At 74.1% G+C, this 16,700-nt stretch carries 24 protein-coding genes; 17 read left to right on the plus strand and 7 right to left on the minus strand.

Going from position 1 to position 16,700, the window contains the following annotated elements; all coding sequences use genetic code 11:
- The first annotated feature begins 9 nt into the window (after positions 1–9).
- The 10 genes from DQ240_RS09025 (at position 10) to DQ240_RS09070 (ending at position 7,068) form a co-directional block, all read left to right on the plus strand.
- Complete coding sequence (locus DQ240_RS09025) at positions 10–675, plus strand: DUF3618 domain-containing protein (RefSeq protein ID WP_113839291.1); 666 nt, start codon at positions 10–12, stop codon at positions 673–675.
- Between the two features lie 159 nt (positions 676–834).
- Positions 835–1,224 carry a response regulator transcription factor gene (locus DQ240_RS09030; protein WP_113839292.1) on the plus strand — a complete coding sequence of 130 codons (390 nt, stop codon included), beginning with the start codon at positions 835–837 and terminating at the stop codon, positions 1,222–1,224.
- Complete coding sequence (locus DQ240_RS09035) at positions 1,221–2,486, plus strand: cell wall metabolism sensor histidine kinase WalK (protein WP_199589195.1); 1,266 nt, start codon at positions 1,221–1,223, stop codon at positions 2,484–2,486. The genes DQ240_RS09030 and DQ240_RS09035 overlap by 4 nt, the downstream gene beginning before the upstream one ends.
- 200 nt (positions 2,487–2,686) lie before the next feature.
- Positions 2,687–3,298 carry a TasA family protein gene (locus DQ240_RS09040; protein WP_113839293.1) on the plus strand — a complete coding sequence of 204 codons (612 nt, stop codon included), beginning with the start codon at positions 2,687–2,689 and terminating at the stop codon, positions 3,296–3,298.
- Positions 3,299–3,382: 84 nt separating this feature from the next.
- Positions 3,383–4,054 (plus strand): signal peptidase I, encoded by a 672-nt coding sequence (locus tag DQ240_RS09045; protein WP_113839294.1) that lies wholly within the window; start codon positions 3,383–3,385, stop codon positions 4,052–4,054.
- Complete coding sequence (locus tag DQ240_RS09050) at positions 4,051–4,236, plus strand: hypothetical protein (RefSeq protein WP_113839295.1); 186 nt, start codon at positions 4,051–4,053, stop codon at positions 4,234–4,236. Before DQ240_RS09045 ends, DQ240_RS09050 begins: the two co-directional genes overlap by 4 nt.
- Complete coding sequence (locus DQ240_RS09055) at positions 4,230–4,883, plus strand: response regulator (protein WP_113839296.1); 654 nt, start codon at positions 4,230–4,232, stop codon at positions 4,881–4,883. The genes DQ240_RS09050 and DQ240_RS09055 overlap by 7 nt, the downstream gene beginning before the upstream one ends.
- 176 nt (positions 4,884–5,059) lie before the next feature.
- Positions 5,060–5,671, plus strand: coding sequence for a TasA family protein (locus DQ240_RS09060; protein ID WP_113839293.1), 612 nt, complete (start codon positions 5,060–5,062; stop codon positions 5,669–5,671).
- 32 nt (positions 5,672–5,703) lie between these two features.
- Complete coding sequence (locus DQ240_RS09065; RefSeq protein WP_113839297.1) at positions 5,704–6,351, plus strand: signal peptidase I; 648 nt, start codon at positions 5,704–5,706, stop codon at positions 6,349–6,351.
- 123 nt (positions 6,352–6,474) lie between these two features.
- On the plus strand, positions 6,475–7,068 hold the full coding sequence (locus DQ240_RS09070) for a hypothetical protein (protein ID WP_113839298.1): 594 nt from the start codon (positions 6,475–6,477) through the stop codon (positions 7,066–7,068).
- Positions 7,069–7,125: 57 nt separating this feature from the next.
- Here the strand turns inward: DQ240_RS09070 and DQ240_RS09075 are convergent, their stop codons facing one another.
- Together DQ240_RS09075 and DQ240_RS23245 are read right to left on the minus strand one after the other, a co-directional pair.
- Complete coding sequence (locus tag DQ240_RS09075; protein ID WP_113839299.1) at positions 7,126–7,827, minus strand: response regulator transcription factor; 702 nt, start codon at positions 7,825–7,827, stop codon at positions 7,126–7,128.
- Positions 7,828–7,933: 106 nt separating this feature from the next.
- Positions 7,934–8,269 carry a hypothetical protein gene (locus DQ240_RS23245; RefSeq protein ID WP_158548606.1) on the minus strand — a complete coding sequence of 112 codons (336 nt, stop codon included), beginning with the start codon at positions 8,267–8,269 and terminating at the stop codon, positions 7,934–7,936.
- A gap of 148 nt (positions 8,270–8,417) precedes the next feature.
- On the opposite strand from DQ240_RS23245, the gene DQ240_RS23250 reads away from it, so the two are divergent.
- Together DQ240_RS23250 and DQ240_RS09085 are read left to right on the plus strand one after the other, a co-directional pair.
- Positions 8,418–8,708 (plus strand): flagellar FlbD family protein, encoded by a 291-nt coding sequence (locus DQ240_RS23250; RefSeq protein WP_158548608.1) that lies wholly within the window; start codon positions 8,418–8,420, stop codon positions 8,706–8,708.
- Between the two features lie 48 nt (positions 8,709–8,756).
- Positions 8,757–8,936, plus strand: coding sequence for a hypothetical protein (locus tag DQ240_RS09085; RefSeq protein WP_158548610.1), 180 nt, complete (start codon positions 8,757–8,759; stop codon positions 8,934–8,936).
- A gap of 13 nt (positions 8,937–8,949) precedes the next feature.
- Here the strand turns inward: DQ240_RS09085 and DQ240_RS09090 are convergent, their stop codons facing one another.
- Positions 8,950–9,744 (minus strand): MerR family transcriptional regulator, encoded by a 795-nt coding sequence (locus DQ240_RS09090; RefSeq protein WP_113839302.1) that lies wholly within the window; start codon positions 9,742–9,744, stop codon positions 8,950–8,952.
- Between the two features lie 92 nt (positions 9,745–9,836).
- Between DQ240_RS09090 and DQ240_RS09095 the strand changes: the two genes are divergently transcribed.
- Genes DQ240_RS09095 through DQ240_RS09105 form a run of 3 tightly spaced genes read left to right on the plus strand, consistent with a single transcriptional unit; the run spans position 9,837 to position 13,414 of the window.
- Positions 9,837–11,669: a hypothetical protein gene (locus tag DQ240_RS09095; protein WP_113839362.1), complete on the plus strand. Its 1,833-nt coding sequence runs from the start codon at positions 9,837–9,839 to the stop codon at positions 11,667–11,669.
- Positions 11,666–12,103: a hypothetical protein gene (locus tag DQ240_RS09100; RefSeq protein WP_233498600.1), complete on the plus strand. Its 438-nt coding sequence runs from the start codon at positions 11,666–11,668 to the stop codon at positions 12,101–12,103. Before DQ240_RS09095 ends, DQ240_RS09100 begins: the two co-directional genes overlap by 4 nt.
- A 6-nt stretch (positions 12,104–12,109) precedes the next feature.
- A complete protein-coding gene (locus DQ240_RS09105) occupies positions 12,110–13,414 on the plus strand; it encodes a hypothetical protein (protein WP_113839303.1) in 1,305 nt (434 codons plus the stop codon).
- Between the two features lie 6 nt (positions 13,415–13,420).
- Here the strand turns inward: DQ240_RS09105 and DQ240_RS09110 are convergent, their stop codons facing one another.
- The 4 genes from DQ240_RS09110 to DQ240_RS09120 form a co-directional block, all read right to left on the minus strand.
- Positions 13,421–13,978 (minus strand): hypothetical protein, encoded by a 558-nt coding sequence (locus DQ240_RS09110; RefSeq protein ID WP_113839304.1) that lies wholly within the window; start codon positions 13,976–13,978, stop codon positions 13,421–13,423.
- A 27-nt stretch (positions 13,979–14,005) separates the two neighbouring features.
- Positions 14,006–14,194 (minus strand): hypothetical protein, encoded by a 189-nt coding sequence (locus DQ240_RS23120; RefSeq protein ID WP_147261967.1) that lies wholly within the window; start codon positions 14,192–14,194, stop codon positions 14,006–14,008.
- Positions 14,195–14,264: 70 nt separating this feature from the next.
- On the minus strand, positions 14,265–14,948 hold the full coding sequence (locus DQ240_RS09115; protein ID WP_113839305.1) for a DUF6766 family protein: 684 nt from the start codon (positions 14,946–14,948) through the stop codon (positions 14,265–14,267).
- A gap of 85 nt (positions 14,949–15,033) precedes the next feature.
- Positions 15,034–15,435 carry a hypothetical protein gene (locus DQ240_RS09120; RefSeq protein ID WP_147261968.1) on the minus strand — a complete coding sequence of 134 codons (402 nt, stop codon included), beginning with the start codon at positions 15,433–15,435 and terminating at the stop codon, positions 15,034–15,036.
- Between the two features lie 693 nt (positions 15,436–16,128).
- Between DQ240_RS09120 and DQ240_RS09125 the strand changes: the two genes are divergently transcribed.
- The gene (locus tag DQ240_RS09125; protein WP_176832633.1) at positions 16,129–16,413 is read left to right on the plus strand and encodes a type II toxin-antitoxin system Phd/YefM family antitoxin; all 285 of its coding nucleotides are present in this window, start codon (positions 16,129–16,131) and stop codon (positions 16,411–16,413) included.
- The gene (locus tag DQ240_RS09130; protein ID WP_091382421.1) at positions 16,410–16,697 is read left to right on the plus strand and encodes a type II toxin-antitoxin system RelE/ParE family toxin; all 288 of its coding nucleotides are present in this window, start codon (positions 16,410–16,412) and stop codon (positions 16,695–16,697) included. The genes DQ240_RS09125 and DQ240_RS09130 overlap by 4 nt, the downstream gene beginning before the upstream one ends.
- The last annotated feature ends 3 nt before the right edge of the window (positions 16,698–16,700 follow it).

A 16,700-nucleotide genomic window follows, 5' to 3' on the forward strand; every position in this document is an offset into this window, starting at 1 on the left:
AGACCAGAGATGACCACTCCCACCAGCAACGACCCGGACGTCATCCGCCGGCAGATCGAGGAGACGCGGCGCGAGCTCAGCTACGACGTCGACGCCCTCAACGAGAAGGTCAACCCCGCGCGGGTCATGGACCGGCGCGTGACCGCGGCCAAGGGCCGCTTCAGCCGAGCCAAGGAGAAGGTGATGGGCAGCGCACACGACACCACCTCGACCGCCCAGTACCACGCGCAGAGCGCCATGAGCTCGGTGCAGGGCACCGCCTCGAACGCGGCCGACTCGGTGCAGGGTGCCGCGCAGCAGGCCGCGCACGCCGTGCAGCAGGCGCCGGACCAGATCGTGCGCCAGACGCAGGGCAACCCGATGGCCGCCGGGCTCATCGCCTTCGGCGTCGGCTGGCTGGTCTCCAGCCTGCTGCCGGCCACCCAGAAGGAGCAGCAGCTGGCCCAGCAGGCCGAGACGGCCCTGCGGGAGAACAAGGACGCGCTGCTGGCCCCGGCCAAGCAGGCCGCCCAGGAGATCGGCGAGGAGCTCAAGCCGGTCGCCCAGCACGCCGTCGAGGAGGTCCGGTCCACCGCGACCGACGCCGCCCAGACGGTGAAGCAGGAGGGCCAGTCGGCCGCTCAGGACGTGCAGGGCCAGGCCCAGCAGTCCAAGGAGACCGTGCAGAGCCAGTAGGACAGCACCGCACAGCGCGCCCCGCCGGTCCTCCGGCGGGGCGCGCTGTCGTCTGCGCAGGTCACCTGGACGGGTGAGCCGGCCCCGGCGCGGGCTGCAGGAGGAGCGCCCGGACGCCGACGTCGACGGTGAGGACCGCCGACCGACGGGAGCACCACCGTGGAGCCGCACGCAGCACGCGTGCTCGTCGCCGACGACGAGGACGACATCCGCGGCCTGGTCTGCCTGGCCGTGCGGCGGGCCGGCGGCACCGTCGTCGCCGAGGCGGCCGACGGGCCCACGGCGCTGGACGCCGCCCGGAGCACCGTCCCCGACCTGGCGGTGCTCGACGTCTCCATGCCCGGCGCCACCGGCCTGGAGGTCTGCACCACCCTGCGCGCCGAGGCCGCGACCGCCGGCGTGCGGGTGCTCCTGCTCTCGGCCGGCGCCTCCGAGGAGGACGTCGCCCGTGGACTCGCCTCGGGCGCCGACAGCTACCTCGCCAAGCCCTTCGCCGTCGCGGGCCTGGTCGCCCGCATCCGCGAGCTGACCACCGGGGGGACCGCGTGACGACCGTCGAGGAGACCCCGGCCGCGCTCGGTGAGGTGGACCTGCTGCGCGCCGAGGTGGCCCGCCTGACCGCCGAGCGGGACGCCCTGCGGGCGGACATGGACCGCCGCGACGGCGAGCTGGAGACGGCCGGCCGGATGCTCGCGGCCCGCGCCCAGACGATGACCAGCGTCATCGACGCCGTCACCGAGCAGTCCATCATCGGCACCGACCTCGACGGCGTCGTCCGGGTGTGGAACCCGGGCGCCGAGAAGCTGCTCGGCCTCCCCCGCGCCGAGGTCGTCCGGCGGCGCCTGATCACCGACTTCCACCTCGCCGAGGAGCTGGCCGCCGAGGGAGGCGGACTCCACGCGCTCGTCCGGCTGGCCCAGGCCGAGGGCCGCGACGTCCGCGACTGGACCTACGTGACCGCCGGCGGCGAGGAGCGCACCGTGTCGGTCGCGGTCACCCCGCGCTCCGACGACTCCGGCGAGCACGCCGGCTGGAACTTCGTGGGCACCGACATGACCGAGGTCCGGGCCAGCGAGCGGCTCAAGGACCAGTTCGTCAGCCTGATCAGCCACGAGCTGCGCACGCCGCTCAGCTCGATCCTCGGCTACCTCGAGCTGGTCCTCGACGACCCCGACCAGCCGCTCACCGAGGAGCAGCGCTCCTACCTCGGCACGGTCGAGCGCAACGCCCAGCGCCTGCTCCGGCTGGTGGGCGACCTGCTGTTCACCGCCCAGGTCGAGGCCGGCCGCTTCACCCTCCAGCCCGAGGACGTCGACCTGGCCGCCGTCCTGCGGGCCGCCGAGGAGAACGCCCGGGTCGCCGCTGCCGCCGGCGACGTGCGCCTGGACCTCGACCTGCCCGCCGCGGACGTCGTCGTCGCCGGCGACCCCGTGCGGCTGGGCCAGGCGTGCGACAACCTCGTCTCCAACGCCGTGAAGTTCACCCCCGCCGGCGGCCGCGTCACGCTCTCCCTCCGGGCAGGCTGGCAGGCGGCGGACGGGGCGTTCACCGAGCAGCCGTGCCCGGGTGGCGCGCCGGTCGCGCGGATCTCGGTCAGCGACACCGGCTACGGCATCCCCGCCGCGGAGCTCGACCAGCTCTTCACCCGCTTCTTCCGGGCGTCCACCGCGAAGCGCAACGCCGTGAAGGGCGTCGGACTGGGGCTGTCGATCACCAAGGCCATCACCACGGCGCACGGCGGGAGCCTGGACGTCGTCAGCGCCGAGGGCCGCGGCACCACCTTCACGCTCACCCTGCCCATCCCCCGCTAGGCGACGTCCGCCACGTCCGCCCGGGCAATACCGCCACATCGCACGGTGCAGAACCGCCATTCCCACGGGGACGGCGGCGTCGGAGGTCCGCTTCTTGCGGAAGCCTTGAGGCACGCGGGCGGGCCGCCTGCGGTTGGGCTCGCAGAGTCGTTCCTGCCAGCCGGGACACCCCGCCCCGGCCCACCCCGCAGGAGAACGACATGAGCACGCGCACCCGCAAGGCCTCCACCACCCGCAAGGTCCTGGGCTCCCTCGGCGTCCTGGGCGCCACCGCCGCCGTCGCCGGCCTGGGCACCTTCGGCACCTTCACCGACTCCACCACCCCGATCTCCACCGACGTCGCCTCCGGCACCGTGAAGATCAACCTCGCCAACCCCGGCGCCGCCATCCCCGCCAGCACCACCAACTTCGTGCCCGGCGACGCCATGACCCGCGCCGTCACCCTCACCAACACCGGCACCTCGGCCCTGTCCACGGTCACCCTGGGCACCACCGCCACCGTCTCCAGCGTCCTCAACACCGACGCCAACGGCCTCAAGCTCACCGTCCGCTCCTGCACCGTGCCCTGGACCCAGGCCGGCACCGCCACCGCCCCGACCTACACCTGCGGCGGCACCGTCACCGACTTCGGCACCACCCCGGTCGTGTCCAACCGCACCCTCGCCGGCCTCAACAGCCTCACCGCCGGCGGCACCGACCACCTCACCTTCACCATCTCCCTGCCCGAGACCGCCGGCAACGACCTCCAGGGCAAGTCCTCCACCCTCAGCCTCGTCTTCACCGGCACCCAGCGCGCCGCCGGCGCCCGCTGACCCCGGCGCCCGCAGCCCGGGCGCCCGCACAGAGGTGAGCGGCCGGCATCCCCGGCCACGACGACGAGATCGACGGAGAAGACCATGACCGCTGTACTCCCCGCCCCGCGGACGGCACAGGCGCCGTCCGCGGGCGGACCGGCCGGAGCCCGCCCCGTCCGCCGCCGCCGGCGCCCGGTCCGCGCGCTCCTGCGGTTCACCGGCCGCTGGACGGTCCGCATGCTGGTGTGCACCGCCGTGCTGTCGTTCCTCGGCCTGGCCGTCGGCCCGCGCGTCGCGGACTACCGCACCATGACGATGCTGACCGGCAGCATGGCCCCGACGATCGACCCGGGCGACGTGGTCGTCTCCACGCCCCTGGACGTCGAGGACGTCGAGGTCGGCATGGTGATCACCTACCACATCCCGATCGACGACCACCGCGTCGTCACCCACCGCGTCATCGAGGTCGACCGCACCGCCGACGGCACCGTCGCGGTCCGCACCCAGGGCGACGCCAACGACGCACCCGACCCCTGGACCGCCGTCCTCAGCGGCGACACCGCCTACCAGGTGCAGGCCGTCGTGCCGGAGATCGGCAACGTCATCACCCTGCTGCGCGAGTCCGTGCTGAGCACGCTGTTCGTCCAGCTGCTGCCGATCGGCCTGGGCGTGTGGATGCTGCTGGCCATCTGGCGGCCGGGCCGCGAGGTCGACGACGCCGACACCCACACCGCCACCGCCGCGCGCACCGAGCCCCCGGGGGCGACCCGATGAGCAGGATCCGGACGTCGGAGCAGCCGCCCTCGCGGGCCCTGCCCCTGGCCGGCCTCCTCGTGGCCCTCGTGCTCACCAGCGCGCTGCCGGCCTGGGCCGGCGCCGTCTCCGCCCGCCCCGACCAGCCCGTCACCGCCTGCGCGGGCGACGCGGCCGACACGCCGGAGCCGGGCCGGTGCTGACCGCCCTGGTGGTGGCCGCCGACGGCACCGACCGCGCACGGACGGCGGCACTGCTGGCCGCCGCCGGCTGGCGGATCCGGGAGGCCGACGACCTGCGCTCCGCGCTCGCGGTGGCCCGCGCGGCCGAGCTGGACCTGGTCGTGGCCGACCTCGACCTGCCCGGCGGCGACGGTCCGGCACTGCTGCGCCGGCTGCGGCTGATCGGCTGCCGCGCCCACCTGCTGGGCACGAGCCGGGGCCTCACCGCCGAGGTGCGCGAGGCCGGGAGCGCCGCGGGGGCGCTCGCCGTCCTCCCCGCACCGGTCGACGCCGGCGTGCTGCTCCGGTTCCTGCTGGACCGCGTCACCGGCACGGCCGTGGACGCTCTGCACGGCGCCGCGGACGACGTGGTGGACGGCGAGCTGTCCGGCCGGCTGCAGTCGCTGTACGCCGGCGCGCTGCCCGGCCGCCTCTCGGCGATCGCCGACGGTGCCCGGTCCGGGGACGCGCCGGCCCTGGCCTCGGCCTCCACGACGCTGGCCGGGACCAGCGCCCAGCTGGGGCACCCCGAGGTGGCCGAGCTGTGCCGCGCCATCGCCGCGGACGCCCGCCGGGGCGTGCTGGCGCACGAGCTCGTCGACCGCCTGCTGGACCTCGCGACCGGCTAGCGCTCCTCCGGCCCGCGTGCAGGGGCCCGCCGCGAGCCTGCGAGCGGTGGGGGGCACGGGGGTCCTCCAATTGCGGTGATCTTGCGGATCGCGGGCGGGGAGCCTGCGGTTGGGCTCGCAGAGTCGTTCCTGCCAGCCGGGACACCCCGCCCCGGCCCACCCCGCAGGAGAACGACATGAGCACGCGCACCCGCAAGGCCTCGACCACCCGCAAGGTCCTGGGCTCCCTCGGCGTCCTGGGCGCCACCGCCGCCGTCGCCGGCCTGGGCACCTTCGGCACCTTCACCGACTCCACCACCCCGATCTCCACCGACGTCGCCTCCGGCACCGTGAAGATCAACCTCGCCAACCCCGGCGCCGCCATCCCCGCCAGCACCACCAACTTCGTGCCCGGCGACGCCATGACCCGCGCCGTCACCCTCACCAACACCGGCACCTCGGCCCTGTCCACGGTCACCCTGGGCACCACCGCCACCGTCTCCAGCGTCCTCAACACCGACGCCAACGGCCTCAAGCTCACCGTCCGCTCCTGCACCGTGCCCTGGACCCAGGCCGGCACCGCCACCGCCCCGACCTACACCTGCGGCGGCACCGTCACCGACTTCGGCACCACCCCGGTCGTGTCCAACCGCACCCTCGCCGGCCTCAACAGCCTCACCGCCGGCGGCACCGACCACCTCACCTTCACCATCTCCCTGCCCGAGACCGCCGGCAACGACCTCCAGGGCAAGTCCTCCACCCTCAGCCTCGTCTTCACCGGCACCCAGCGCGCCGCCGGCGCCCGCTGACCCCCGCCCACGAGACCGCCGGAGATCCCGCCATGACCGCCGTCCTCCCCGCCCGCGCCCCGGAGGCAGCCACCGAGCTGCCCCCGGCCGCCGAGGCCCCCCGCACCGCTCGCGCCGGCCTGCCCGGCACGGTGGCCCGCTTCGTCGGCCGCTGGAGCCTCCGCGCCCTCGTGGCCGGAGCCGTCGTGGCCTTCCTGGGGCTGGCCGTCGGCCCGCACGTCCTCGGCTACCGCACGATGACGATGCTGACCGGCAGCATGGCCCCGAACATCGAGGCCGGCGACGTCGTCGTCAGCACCCCGCTCGCCGTCGAGGACGTCGAGGTCGGCATGGTGATCAGCTACCACATCCCGATCGACGACCACCGCGTCGTCACCCACCGCGTCATCGAGGTCGACCGCACCGCCGACGGCACCGTCGCCGTCCGCACCCAGGGCGACGCCAACGACGCACCCGACCCCTGGACCGCCGTCCTCAGCGGCGACACCGCCTACCAGATGCAGGCCGTCGTCCCCGAGCTCGGGAACCTGATCACCGTCCTGCGGGACCCGGTCGTCAACAAGGTCCTGGTCTACGGCGCCCCGGCCCTGCTCGCCGGCTGGATGCTCCTCGTCATCTGGCGCCCGGCCCGCGACGAGGACGACGAGCCCGCCGCCGACGAGGGCCAGCCCGCCGCCTGACCACCCGGTCTTGCGGATCTCTTGCGGGAGACCCGCGCAGACCCTGCGGTCGGCCCACCAGAGTTCGACGTGTTCCAGCAGTCCCCCGCCGGGACCACCCCGCACCAGAGAGGAGACCGAGCCATGACCCGCACCCGCCGCTGCGTGCTCCTGCTCGTCCTCACCGTCGCCGTCGTCCTCGGGGCCTCGCTCCCCGCCAACGCCGTGTTCTCCTCGACCGCCGCGCCGGCCGTCCAGCCCGCGTTCTCCACCGCGACCGTGACCGGACCGCTGAACGTCCGCGTCGACACCGAGTGCACCACCTACACGCGAGTCATCAAGCGCGTCTACAACACGGCCACGGGCGCCCAGATCGGCTACTCCGACGTGACGACCTCCGCGAGGAGCAGCAGCAACGTCGAGAGCGACAGCACGGTGCGCACCGACAACAGCCCGCAGACCGGCCAGCACACGGTCACGCAGACGATCAAGGACACGACGCTCTTCGCGACGGCCCGCTGGAAGGCGAGCCCGACGCCGGGCATCACCGGCTACACGATGACGGCGTTCCTGGGCACCCAGGCGTACCCCATGGGCACGGCCGCACCGACCGACACCAGCTTCACCGGCCAGTACGACGCGTCGGTGGTGAACTTCCGGCCGGTCCTGTCGATGGTCACGAACACCGGCTACGGGTGGACCGCCCCGGGGACGATGAGCAACACCGTCACCTGCTGACGACGGACACGCGGAGGGGCCCGGACCTGATCAGGTCCGGGCCCCTCTGCACGTGCGTCAGGCGACGAGCCGGTAGCCGACGCCGCGGACGGTCTTGATCTCCGGCGTGCTCAGGCCGGCGGCCTGCAGCTTGCGGCGCAGGTTGGACATGTGCGCCTCGACCAGGCGCACGCTGCCCTCCCAGTCGGTCTGCCACACCTCGCGCAGCAGGGTCTCGCGCTGCAGCACCCGGCCGGGCCGGGAGGCCAGCGCGGCGAGCAGGTCGAACTCCGTGCGGGTCAGGTCGACGACGGCGCCGTCGACGCGGACCTCGCGGCTGTCCTCGTCCACCTCGAGCTCGGCGAGGCGGCGGACGTGCTCCTCGACGGCGGCGGGCTCGGGAGCGGCGGCGACGCGGGGACGGCGCAGCATCACCTGCACGCGGGCGACGAGCTCGCGCGGGGAGAACGGCTTGGACATGTACCCGTCGGCGCCGACCGCGAGGCCGATCAGCAGGTCGACCTCCTCGGCGCGCGCGGTGAGCATGAGCACGTAGCACTCGGACTCGGCCCGGATCTGCCGGCACACCTCGGTGCCGTCGGCGTCCGGGAGCCCGAGGTCCAGGACGACGACGTCGGGGGTGGAGCGGCGGACCTCCTCGATGGCCTCGGCCCCGGTGGCGACCGCGCGCACGTCCATCCCGGCGCGGGTCAGCACGGTGACGACGAGCTCACGGATCTCGTCGGTGTCCTCGACGACCAGCACGGACTGCTCGGCCACGACCTGTTCCTCCCGTCCCGGTGGACGTACGGCGGCGGCGCGGGATGCGTCACCTGACCGGGTGATCGGTCCGGGGCCGACGGCGCTTGACCCGCGACGCGCGGACCTACCCCCTGGGAGTGACCTGCCCGCCGGTCCGCAGCTCGACCGCCGCCGAGGGCATCGGCGCCGTCGCGCCCCGGTGCACCGCGGTCGCCCGCAGCCCGCGCGCGGCGGCCGGCCGCTCCACCCCCGCGGCGACGTCGTCGTCCGCGCCGGGACGCATGACCGAGAAGCCGATCACCACCCGCCCACGCGGGGCGAGGACACGGGCGACGACGGAGCAGCCACGGCCGGCCAGCAGGTCGACCGGCACGCCGAGTCCGCGGCCCACCTCGAGGACGCGCTCCCCCGGCGCGGGCGCGACGATCCCGGCCATCCAGGTCAGGCAGGGCGAGGCCACGCGGCACCGTGGCGCCGCGGCGCGCGTCACCCCGACGAGCGGGAACCAGTCGTCTCGGCTCAAGGCAGCCTCCGGAACAGTCGATCCCTCTCCTGCCCGACGATGGGCGCCGCCGGGGCCCGATGCCCCGCCCAGCAGGAGGACCGCCATGATCGGTCTCACGTGTCGCACCGGGGAGTCGTGCCGCATCGACCCCACCGCGATCCAGCGGGTCGAGTCGACGCCGGACACGGTCGTGTTCCTCGTGGACGGGACGCACTTCACCGTCGCCGAGACGGTGGAGCAGGTGGCGCTGCGGGTCCGCGACGCCCGGGCCGGCGACATCGTCGCCTGCTACGAGCTGGACCGCGGCCAGACCGCCGACCCCCGCGCGTTGCAGGACATGCTGGCGGAGATCGCGGAGAGCCGCGGCTGCCCCGCGGCCGCGCTCCGCTCCTGACGCCCGTTTGACACGTGACACCGACCGGTGTCACATGGAGTCGTGGACGTGACCCCCGACGCCGTCCTCGCGATGGACGGGCTGAGCCTGATCGCGACCGCCGGCTTCTTCGTGCCCGCCGCGGCACTGGTCGCGGTGGTCATCGGCGCCGTGGTGCGCGACCGCCGGCTGACGGCGCGGGAGAACGCCCGGCTCGACGGCTCGCACGAGCGCATCGACCCGGACTGAGCCGCAGCGGGGCTCAGCCCCGGTCGAGACCCTCCAGGCCCTCGAGGACCTCGGTCAGCGCGCCCTGGACGCGGGTCGCCATCTCGGTCCGGAAGCTGGCCAGCAGTGCCTGCGCGGCGGCCGGTTGCAGCCGGTCCACCATGTCGCGCACACCGTCGAGCTGCTCCTCGGGCGTGCCCTCCCCCGACCGCTCCAGCAGCGCGCGCCAGCCGCTCTCCAGGAACATCGAGACGTAGACGTCGGCGATCGCCCGGACGTGCTCGACGACGCGGGTCTGCGCCGCGATCAGGGCGGCCGGCGGCACCCCGAGCTCGACGACCTGGAGGCCCGCGGTGAGCAGCGAGGGGTCGAGGACGCGCAGCCGACCGTCCTCCATCCGCTCGACCAGGCCCAGCCCGACGAGCTGGTCGACCAACCCGGTGTCGGGGGCTATCCCGGCCCGGACCGCCAGCTCCTCGGCGGTCGTCGTCTCCGCCTCCGGCGGCAGCCACGGCGCGAGCAGGGCGCGGTGCAGGGCGAGGGTCGCCGAGCTCGCCGCCTCGGGTGCGTGCGCGAGCGTCCGCTCGATCATCGTCAGCGGGTAGCCCTCGGCGAGCATCTCGCGCACGAGCACGAGCCGGGCGACGTGCTGGCGGCCGTAGTAGCCGGTACGCCCGACCAGCCGCGGCGGCGGCAGCAGGCCCCGGGCGGCGTAGGCGCGGACGTTGCGCACCGTCATGCCGACCCGGGCGGCGAGCTCGTCCACCGTGAGCTCCCGGTCCAGCTCCTCCTCGGGCACGCCCGGCGCACTGACGGACAGCGCTCTCACCCCCTCGATCCTCTCCCCACGGTAACGCCGGACCACATGTAGCACTTGCCGATGTCACATGGCGGGTGTTCCATACCCTCGTGTCGACGACGATGTCCACCGTTCTCGCCGCTGACAGCCGTCCGGCCGGGGGTGCCGCCCTCGGGGAGGTCGCCCTGGCCACCGGCATCGGCGTCGCCCTCACCGTCGTGCTGCTCGGTCTGGTGTTCCTGCACCGCACCCGGCGCACGACCGTCCTCAGCCGGGTCGGAGGCCGCCTCGGCCGGGCCACCGGCGTCCCGGACTGGGTGGCGCTGCCCACGATCCTGACGACGTTGTCCCTGCTGGTCGCCCTGTTGGGGATGCTCTGGGACATCTCGCTGCACATCGGCGTGGGGCGCGACGAGGGGCCGCTGGCCAACCCCGCGCACTACCTGATCCTCTTCGGCCTGTTCGGCGTCTTCGCCGCCGGCGTGCTCGCCTGCGCGATGCCGCTGGACGAGAAGCCCGGCCCGGCCGCCGTGCACTTCATCCGCGGGTGGGACGTGCCGGTCGGCGGCATCCTCCTCGGCGCCGCCGGCTTCTACGCCCTGCTCGGCTTCCCGCTCGACGACGTGTGGCACCGGCTGTTCGGCCAGGACGTCACGCTCTGGGGCCCGACCCACCTGATGCTCATCACCGGCGCGGGCCTGTCGATCGTCGGCCTGCTGATCCTGGAGATGGAGGGCCACGGGGGTGCGTCCACCGACGACGGCGACCGCAAGGTCGGCAACGTCGGCCGGTTCCTGCGCCAGGGCTCGGCGATGGGCGGTCTGCTCCTGGGTCTGTCGGTCTTCCAGGGCGAGTACGACTTCGACGTCCCCCAGTTCCGCCTGGTGCTCGAGCCGTTCATGATCGCCGGCGCGGCCGGGCTGGCGCTGGTCGCCGCCCGCATGTGGATGGGCCGCGGCGGCGCGCTCATGGCCGCGGCGTTCTTCCTCGTGATCCGGGGCGTCATCGCCGTCGTCGTGGGCGGGGCCTTCGACGAGATCACGCCGACCTTCCCGCTGTACCTGGGCTCGGCGATCCTCGTCGAGCTGCTCGCGCTGGCCTGGCCGCTGGCCCGGCGCCCGCTGGCCTTCGGCGCCGTCGCCGGCGTGCTGATCGGCACCGTGGGCACCGCGACCGAGTGGGGCTGGACGCAGTTCACCCAGACCCTGTCGTGGAACTCCGACATCCTCGTCGAGGGCACGATCATGGCGGTCGTGGCCGGGGTCGCCGGCGGCTCGCTGGGCGCGCTGCTGGCGCTCGGCCTGCGCCGCCGGCTGCCGCGCCCGGCGGTCTCCCGCGCCGTGCTGCTTGCCTGCCTGGTCGCCATCGCCGCGGGCGTGACCAACGGCCTGCTGGCCACCGTCCCGGAGGACGTCGAGGCGACGTTCACGATCACCGACGTGCAGACCGACCCGCGGACGGCCGACATCACCGTCCAGCTCAGCCCGGCCGACGCCGTCGACGACCCGGCCTGGGTGCAGATCACCGCCTGGCAGGGGCAGGGCCTGGTGGTCGACGACCTCGAGCGGACCGGTCCCGGGGAGTACCGCACCACCGAGCCCGTCCCGCTGCACGGCACGTGGAAGACGCTGCTGCGCGTCCACGACGGCCGGTCGCTGTACGCCGTCCCGATCTACCTGCCCGAGGACGAGGCGATCCCGGCCGAGGAGATCCCGGCCGACGACGGCGTCACCCGTGGCGCGATCCCCGAGATCGACGTCCTGCAGCGGGAGCTCAAGGAGTCCGGCGGCGGCCTGTGGGCGCTGGCGAACGTCGTGGTCCTGGCCTGCACCCTCGCGCTGATCGCCGGGATCTCCTGGGGCGTGGGCCGCTACTCCCGCCGTGGCAGCGCCGGTGAGCGGTTCCCCGACGCACCCGTCGAGGGTCCGGTGCCCACCGGCGCGGACAGCCGGTGAGCGCCCGGGCACGGACGGCCGCTGCCGTCGGGCTGCTGGCCCTCGTCCTCACCGGCTGCGCCGGGACCGAGCCGGAGTCCGACGGCGACGCCGCCGCGACGAGCAGCACGCAGTCGTCGTCGTCCTCGGCGGGCGGGACCGGCAGCTCCTCCGCGGCCCCGGAGACGCCGGCGGGCACGCAGCTGGCCGTGACGGTCGCCGGCGGCGAGGCCAGCGGCGACACCGGCCGGGTGCCGGTCGGGCTCGGCGAGCAGGTGACGCTCACGGTCACCAGCGACGCCCCGGACGAGCTGCACCTGCACGGCTACGACCTCACCGCCCAGCTGGCGCCCGGCGAGCCGGCGTCGCTGACCTTCACCGCCGACATCGCCGGCGTCTTCGAGGCCGAGCTGCACGACGCCGGGACGGTGCTGCTGAGCCTGCAGGTGGGCTGACACCCGGTGGAGGTGCTGGCACACGGCGTCGGGTCCCGCACCGACCTGCCGCTACCGCTCGGGCTGGCGCTGTACGGGGCCGGGGCGGCCACCCTCGTCAGCTTCGTCGTCCTGCTGCTGCTGTGGCGGACCCCGAAGCTCGGGGACGACCGGTCGGGGCGCCCGCTGCCGACCGCGCTGCAGCGGGTCGCCGACTCGGGAGCCGTCCGACGGGGCGCCCAGGCGGTCGCTCTGGCCCTCGCCGTCCTCGTCGTGGCCGCGGCGCTGGCCGGGCCGGAGGAGACCTCGCGCAACCTCGCCCCCTGGGTCCTGTACGTCACGTTCTGGGTCGGGCTGGTCCCGGCCAGCCTGCTGCTCGGCCCGGTGTGGCGGGTGGCGAACCCGCTGCGCCTGGTCTCCCGGCTGCTGCGCCCGCTGGTGGGCCCGCCGCGCGGTGCCGACCGGCTCCCGACCCTCGGGCTGTGGCCGGCGGCGGCGGCGCTGCTGGCGTTCGTGTGGCTGGAGCTGGTCCCGGCCGGGCGGACCGATCCGGACGTCGTCGCGGCGTGGCTGATCGGCTACGCGGTCGTCCAGATCGGGGCCTCGCTGTGGTTCGGCGAGGAGTGGTTCGCCGCCGGTGACGGCTTCGAGGTCTACTCGACCCTGCTGGCCCGGCTGTCGGTGCTCGGCCGGCGCGACGACGGCCGGCTGGTGCTGCGCTCCCCGCTCACCAACGCGATGACGACGCCGGCCCGACCCGGGCTCGTCGCGGTGGTCATGGTGCTGCTCGGCTCGACCGCGTTCGACGGCCTGACCCGGACGGTGTGGTGGCAGGACGGTCCCGGTGCCGCGAACGACGTCCTCTCCGGGACCCTCGGGCTCGCCGGGTCGGTCGTCCTCGTCTCCCTGCTGTACGTCGCGGGCACGCGGCTGTCCGGGCGGCTCAGCCGGCTGCCCCTCGGGCCGCAGCCACGGCTGTTCGCCGCGACCGTGCTGCCCATCGCGCTCGGGTACACCGTGGCGCACTACTTCAGCCTGCTCGCCCTCGACGGGCAGACGACGTGGATCCTGGCCAGCAACCCGTTCGGGACGGCCGGGGTCGACCTCTTCGGGACCTACGGCAACGTCGTCGACCTGCGCGCGGTCTCCGCCGACCTCATCGCCTACGTGCAGGTCGGCGCGGTGGTCACCGGGCACGTGCTGGGCGTGACGCTCGCCCACGAGCAGGCGCTGCGGGTCGCGCCCCGGGCCCCGGCGTCGGACCAGCTCCCGCTGGTGGTGGTCATGGTGCTGTTCACCGTCGGCGGGCTCGGGCTGCTGTTCGGCTTCTGACCGGGCTCAGATCCCGGTCCCGAGCTCGGCGGTCAGGGCGCGCCGCCGGGTGAGGTCCGCCGCCCGCCGACGGGCCAGGTCGACCAGGTCGGCGGACAACCGGGCGGTCTCCTCCGCCTCCTCGGCGCGCAGTGCCTCGAGGTGGGCCTCCACCGCGTCGACGGCCCGCGCCGCCCACGCCCGCACGGTGTCGGCGTCGACGTCGTGCGCGAAGTTCTCCGGCAGCCGCAGCACCGGCCCGTCGTCGGCCCAGCGGTCCCAGTCCCCCACCGGCGGCTCGGCCTCCGGCGGTCGGCCCGGACGGGTGGCGAAGAACCGGCCGTCGCCGTCGAAGGGCACTCGGACGGTCACGGTCAGCCGTGCGGCGGTGCCGGTGCCGAACGTCGCCTCGGCCCGGCGCAGCCGCAGCAGCTCCGGCGCGGTGGCGCGCAGGACGTCGTCCACGCAGCGGACCGGATCGGTCAGCTCCGCGTCGAGGGACCACTGGAGGACCTGAGCGGTCAGCGCGGTGCGCCGGCGGGAGGTCTCGTCGGCGAACCGGCCGACGGTGAACAGCTGCGGCATACCGCCCATCCTGGCGGGCGGACGGGGCTACTCGCGGACGACCCAGACCTCGGCCGGGCCCTCGGCGGTGTCGCGCACCTGCACCGGCTCGAAGCGCTGGTAGACGCCGAACCAGTGCGGGCCGTCGTAGACGAGCGTGCTGGAGGCCAGCCGCTCCGCCGCCACGTCGTCCACGGCGCCATGGCGGGGTCCACCCCAGTGGAAGATCAATGACATGTCACGACGGTAGTCCCACCGTGGCCGCCCACCGGCCACGGTGGGACCGGGTCCGTCGGGACGGAGGTGCTCACCCCGTCTCGCCGGTCTCGGCGTGGGAGACGCCGACCGGCTTGGACTCCGGGGAGCCGCGCTGGCGGAGGTACACCGACAGCACCGCCATCGAGCCGACGGCCAGCATCTCCGACTGCCAGTTCTGGAAGGACCGGTTCCAGAAGTCGGCTTCCCCGAGGTAGCCGATCCAGCTGACCGGGTCCTGCTTCTCGGCCAGCTGTTCGCTGTTGTAGGCGGCCCAGCCGGCGACCGAGGACGCCGCCCAGGTGAGCAGGAAGATCCCGCCCATCACCAGCCCCAGCGACCGGGAGAAGACCGTCGTCCGCCAGCCGCCGGCGCGCACCCACGCCGGGGAGTCCGCGCGGGCGTGGGCACCGACGCGCTGCTCCTCGTCGGACTCCATGCCCTCGTCGCCCGGTTCCTTCGACTCCGCCGAGCCCCGCTGCACGAGCCAGACGGTGGCGAAGATGTACAGGAAGAACTGCAGGTACTCCGACTGCCCGTTCTCCATCACGTCCACCCCGAACGACGACGAGGTGACGTAGTCGAGGAACGAGACCGGCTCCAACCCGTTCGCCACCTGCTGGGCGTTGTGGTCCGCCGTCCCCGAGACCGCCTGGCCGACCAACGTGACCAGGAAGACCCCGCCGAAGGCCAGGCCCAGCGCGTTGTCCCGCACGAAGCCCCGCTCGGCGGTCATCGGCCCATCGGCCCCAGCGCGGTGACGTAGGCGATGCCCAGCAGGATCACCGTCAGGTAGCTGACATACAGCCGGCGCACACCTCTCATGGCCCCTCCACCTCGCAGTCGTAGGGCGCCTCGCCACGTGACTCGCAGGCGGCGGCCACGACCCGCCAGCCGGTCGAGGTCTCGGTCAGGAACACCGTGTCGCCGCTCAGCCGCACCTGGGCGTTGCCGCCCCAGATCTCCACGGACTCGACCGCGCCGCCGGCCAGCGGCAGATCTCCGATGACGTCAGGGCAGGCCGCCGATTCCTCCGACTCCAGCGCCGCCCGGGTCGCCGCGGCGAGCAGGTCGCACCGGGCATCCGGCGCCAGCCCCGGGTCGACGAAGTCCACCGCGACGTCCCGCACGTCGCCGTCCTGTGCGCTCGCGCAGCCACCGAGAGCGAGAGCCAGCACCGTCGCCGCGCCCGCCACCCGCGCGCCCAGCATCGAGAGCCTCACGCCAGTCCCCTCCCGCGGGCACCGCCTCCGCCGGCTGAGCTCACCCGCGTGACCTGGCGCTACCCGTCCGCCGCGGCCGGGCAAACGGGCCGTCACCCGGCCGGGCGACCAGCGGCTCCGGTACCGGTCGGCTGCGCACCGCCAGCTCCGCCGCCGCGCTCGAGGAGTCGTTCGCCTCGCCGCGGACGCCCGGTGACCTGGCACGGAAACCGGCGTCCGGCCACGACTGCGAGGACCGGGGGAACCGCTCGCGCCGCGCCGACGCCCGAGGAGCGGCCTCCGGGCACGCGCCGGTGCGTGCGAGGCACCGCCGTTCTGCACCGGCACCCGCCGGGACCTCGTCAGCGCCCGGAGACGACTCAGGGCGCCCTCCGGAGAGGACGCCCTGAGTGGATCGGGTGGAGCTGAGGGGACTCGAACCCCTGACCCCCACACTGCCAGGGCGGCTGAGTGGGGTCCAGGGCGGTACGCCAGAGTTCATTTGCGCAGGTCAGAAGGTTGCGTTGTCATCTGCGGACTCCTGCGGACGACCATGAATACCGTCGTCAGGCCACCATGGTGGCACCACACGGCAGCCGCCTGACCGACCGTTGAGCGCCGCCTGAGCAGCTGACGATCGGACGGCCTCCTCACCTCGGGGCTCGTGATGCGCTCACCTGGACGATGCACGGCTATTTGGTCATACTTCCGACCATGACGACTCTGTCGCTCGCGGACGCCAAGGCGCACCTGTCGGCCCTTGTGGCCCGGGTCAGCGGCCAGCACGAGCGGGTCTACGTGACGGTCCACGGCAAGCCGTCGGCCGTCCTGGTGGCGACGGAGGATCTCGAGTCGCTTGAGGAGACGATCGAGATCCTGGCCGATGCCGAGACGATGCGGCGATTGCACGCCTCGGATACCGAGCTGGCCCGTGGCGATGTGGAGACGCGCGAGGAGCTGGACGCGGCCATGCGTCGGCGCCTCGGCTCCAGTTCGTGACCGAGGAGCGGGCGGACTACGACCTAGCGATCACGCCGACCGCCCGCCGCCAGCTCGCCGAGAACCTGCCCGAGGCGGTCGCCGCGGCCGCATATAAGTTCATCACCGGCCCGCTGCTGGACAACCCCCATCGGGTCGGCAAGCGGCTTCGTCCCCCGCTCGAGGACCGGCACAGCGCGCGCCGCGGCACCTACCGGGTCATCTACCGCATTGACGAGGACATCCACACGGTGACCGTCGTCGATGTCGCCCATCGTCGAGATGCGTATCGCTCCGGCCATTGACCA

Source organism: Blastococcus sp. TF02A-26 (genome assembly GCF_003319125.1).
In the GTDB taxonomy this organism is placed as follows: Bacteria; Actinomycetota; Actinomycetes; order Mycobacteriales; family Geodermatophilaceae; genus Trujillonella.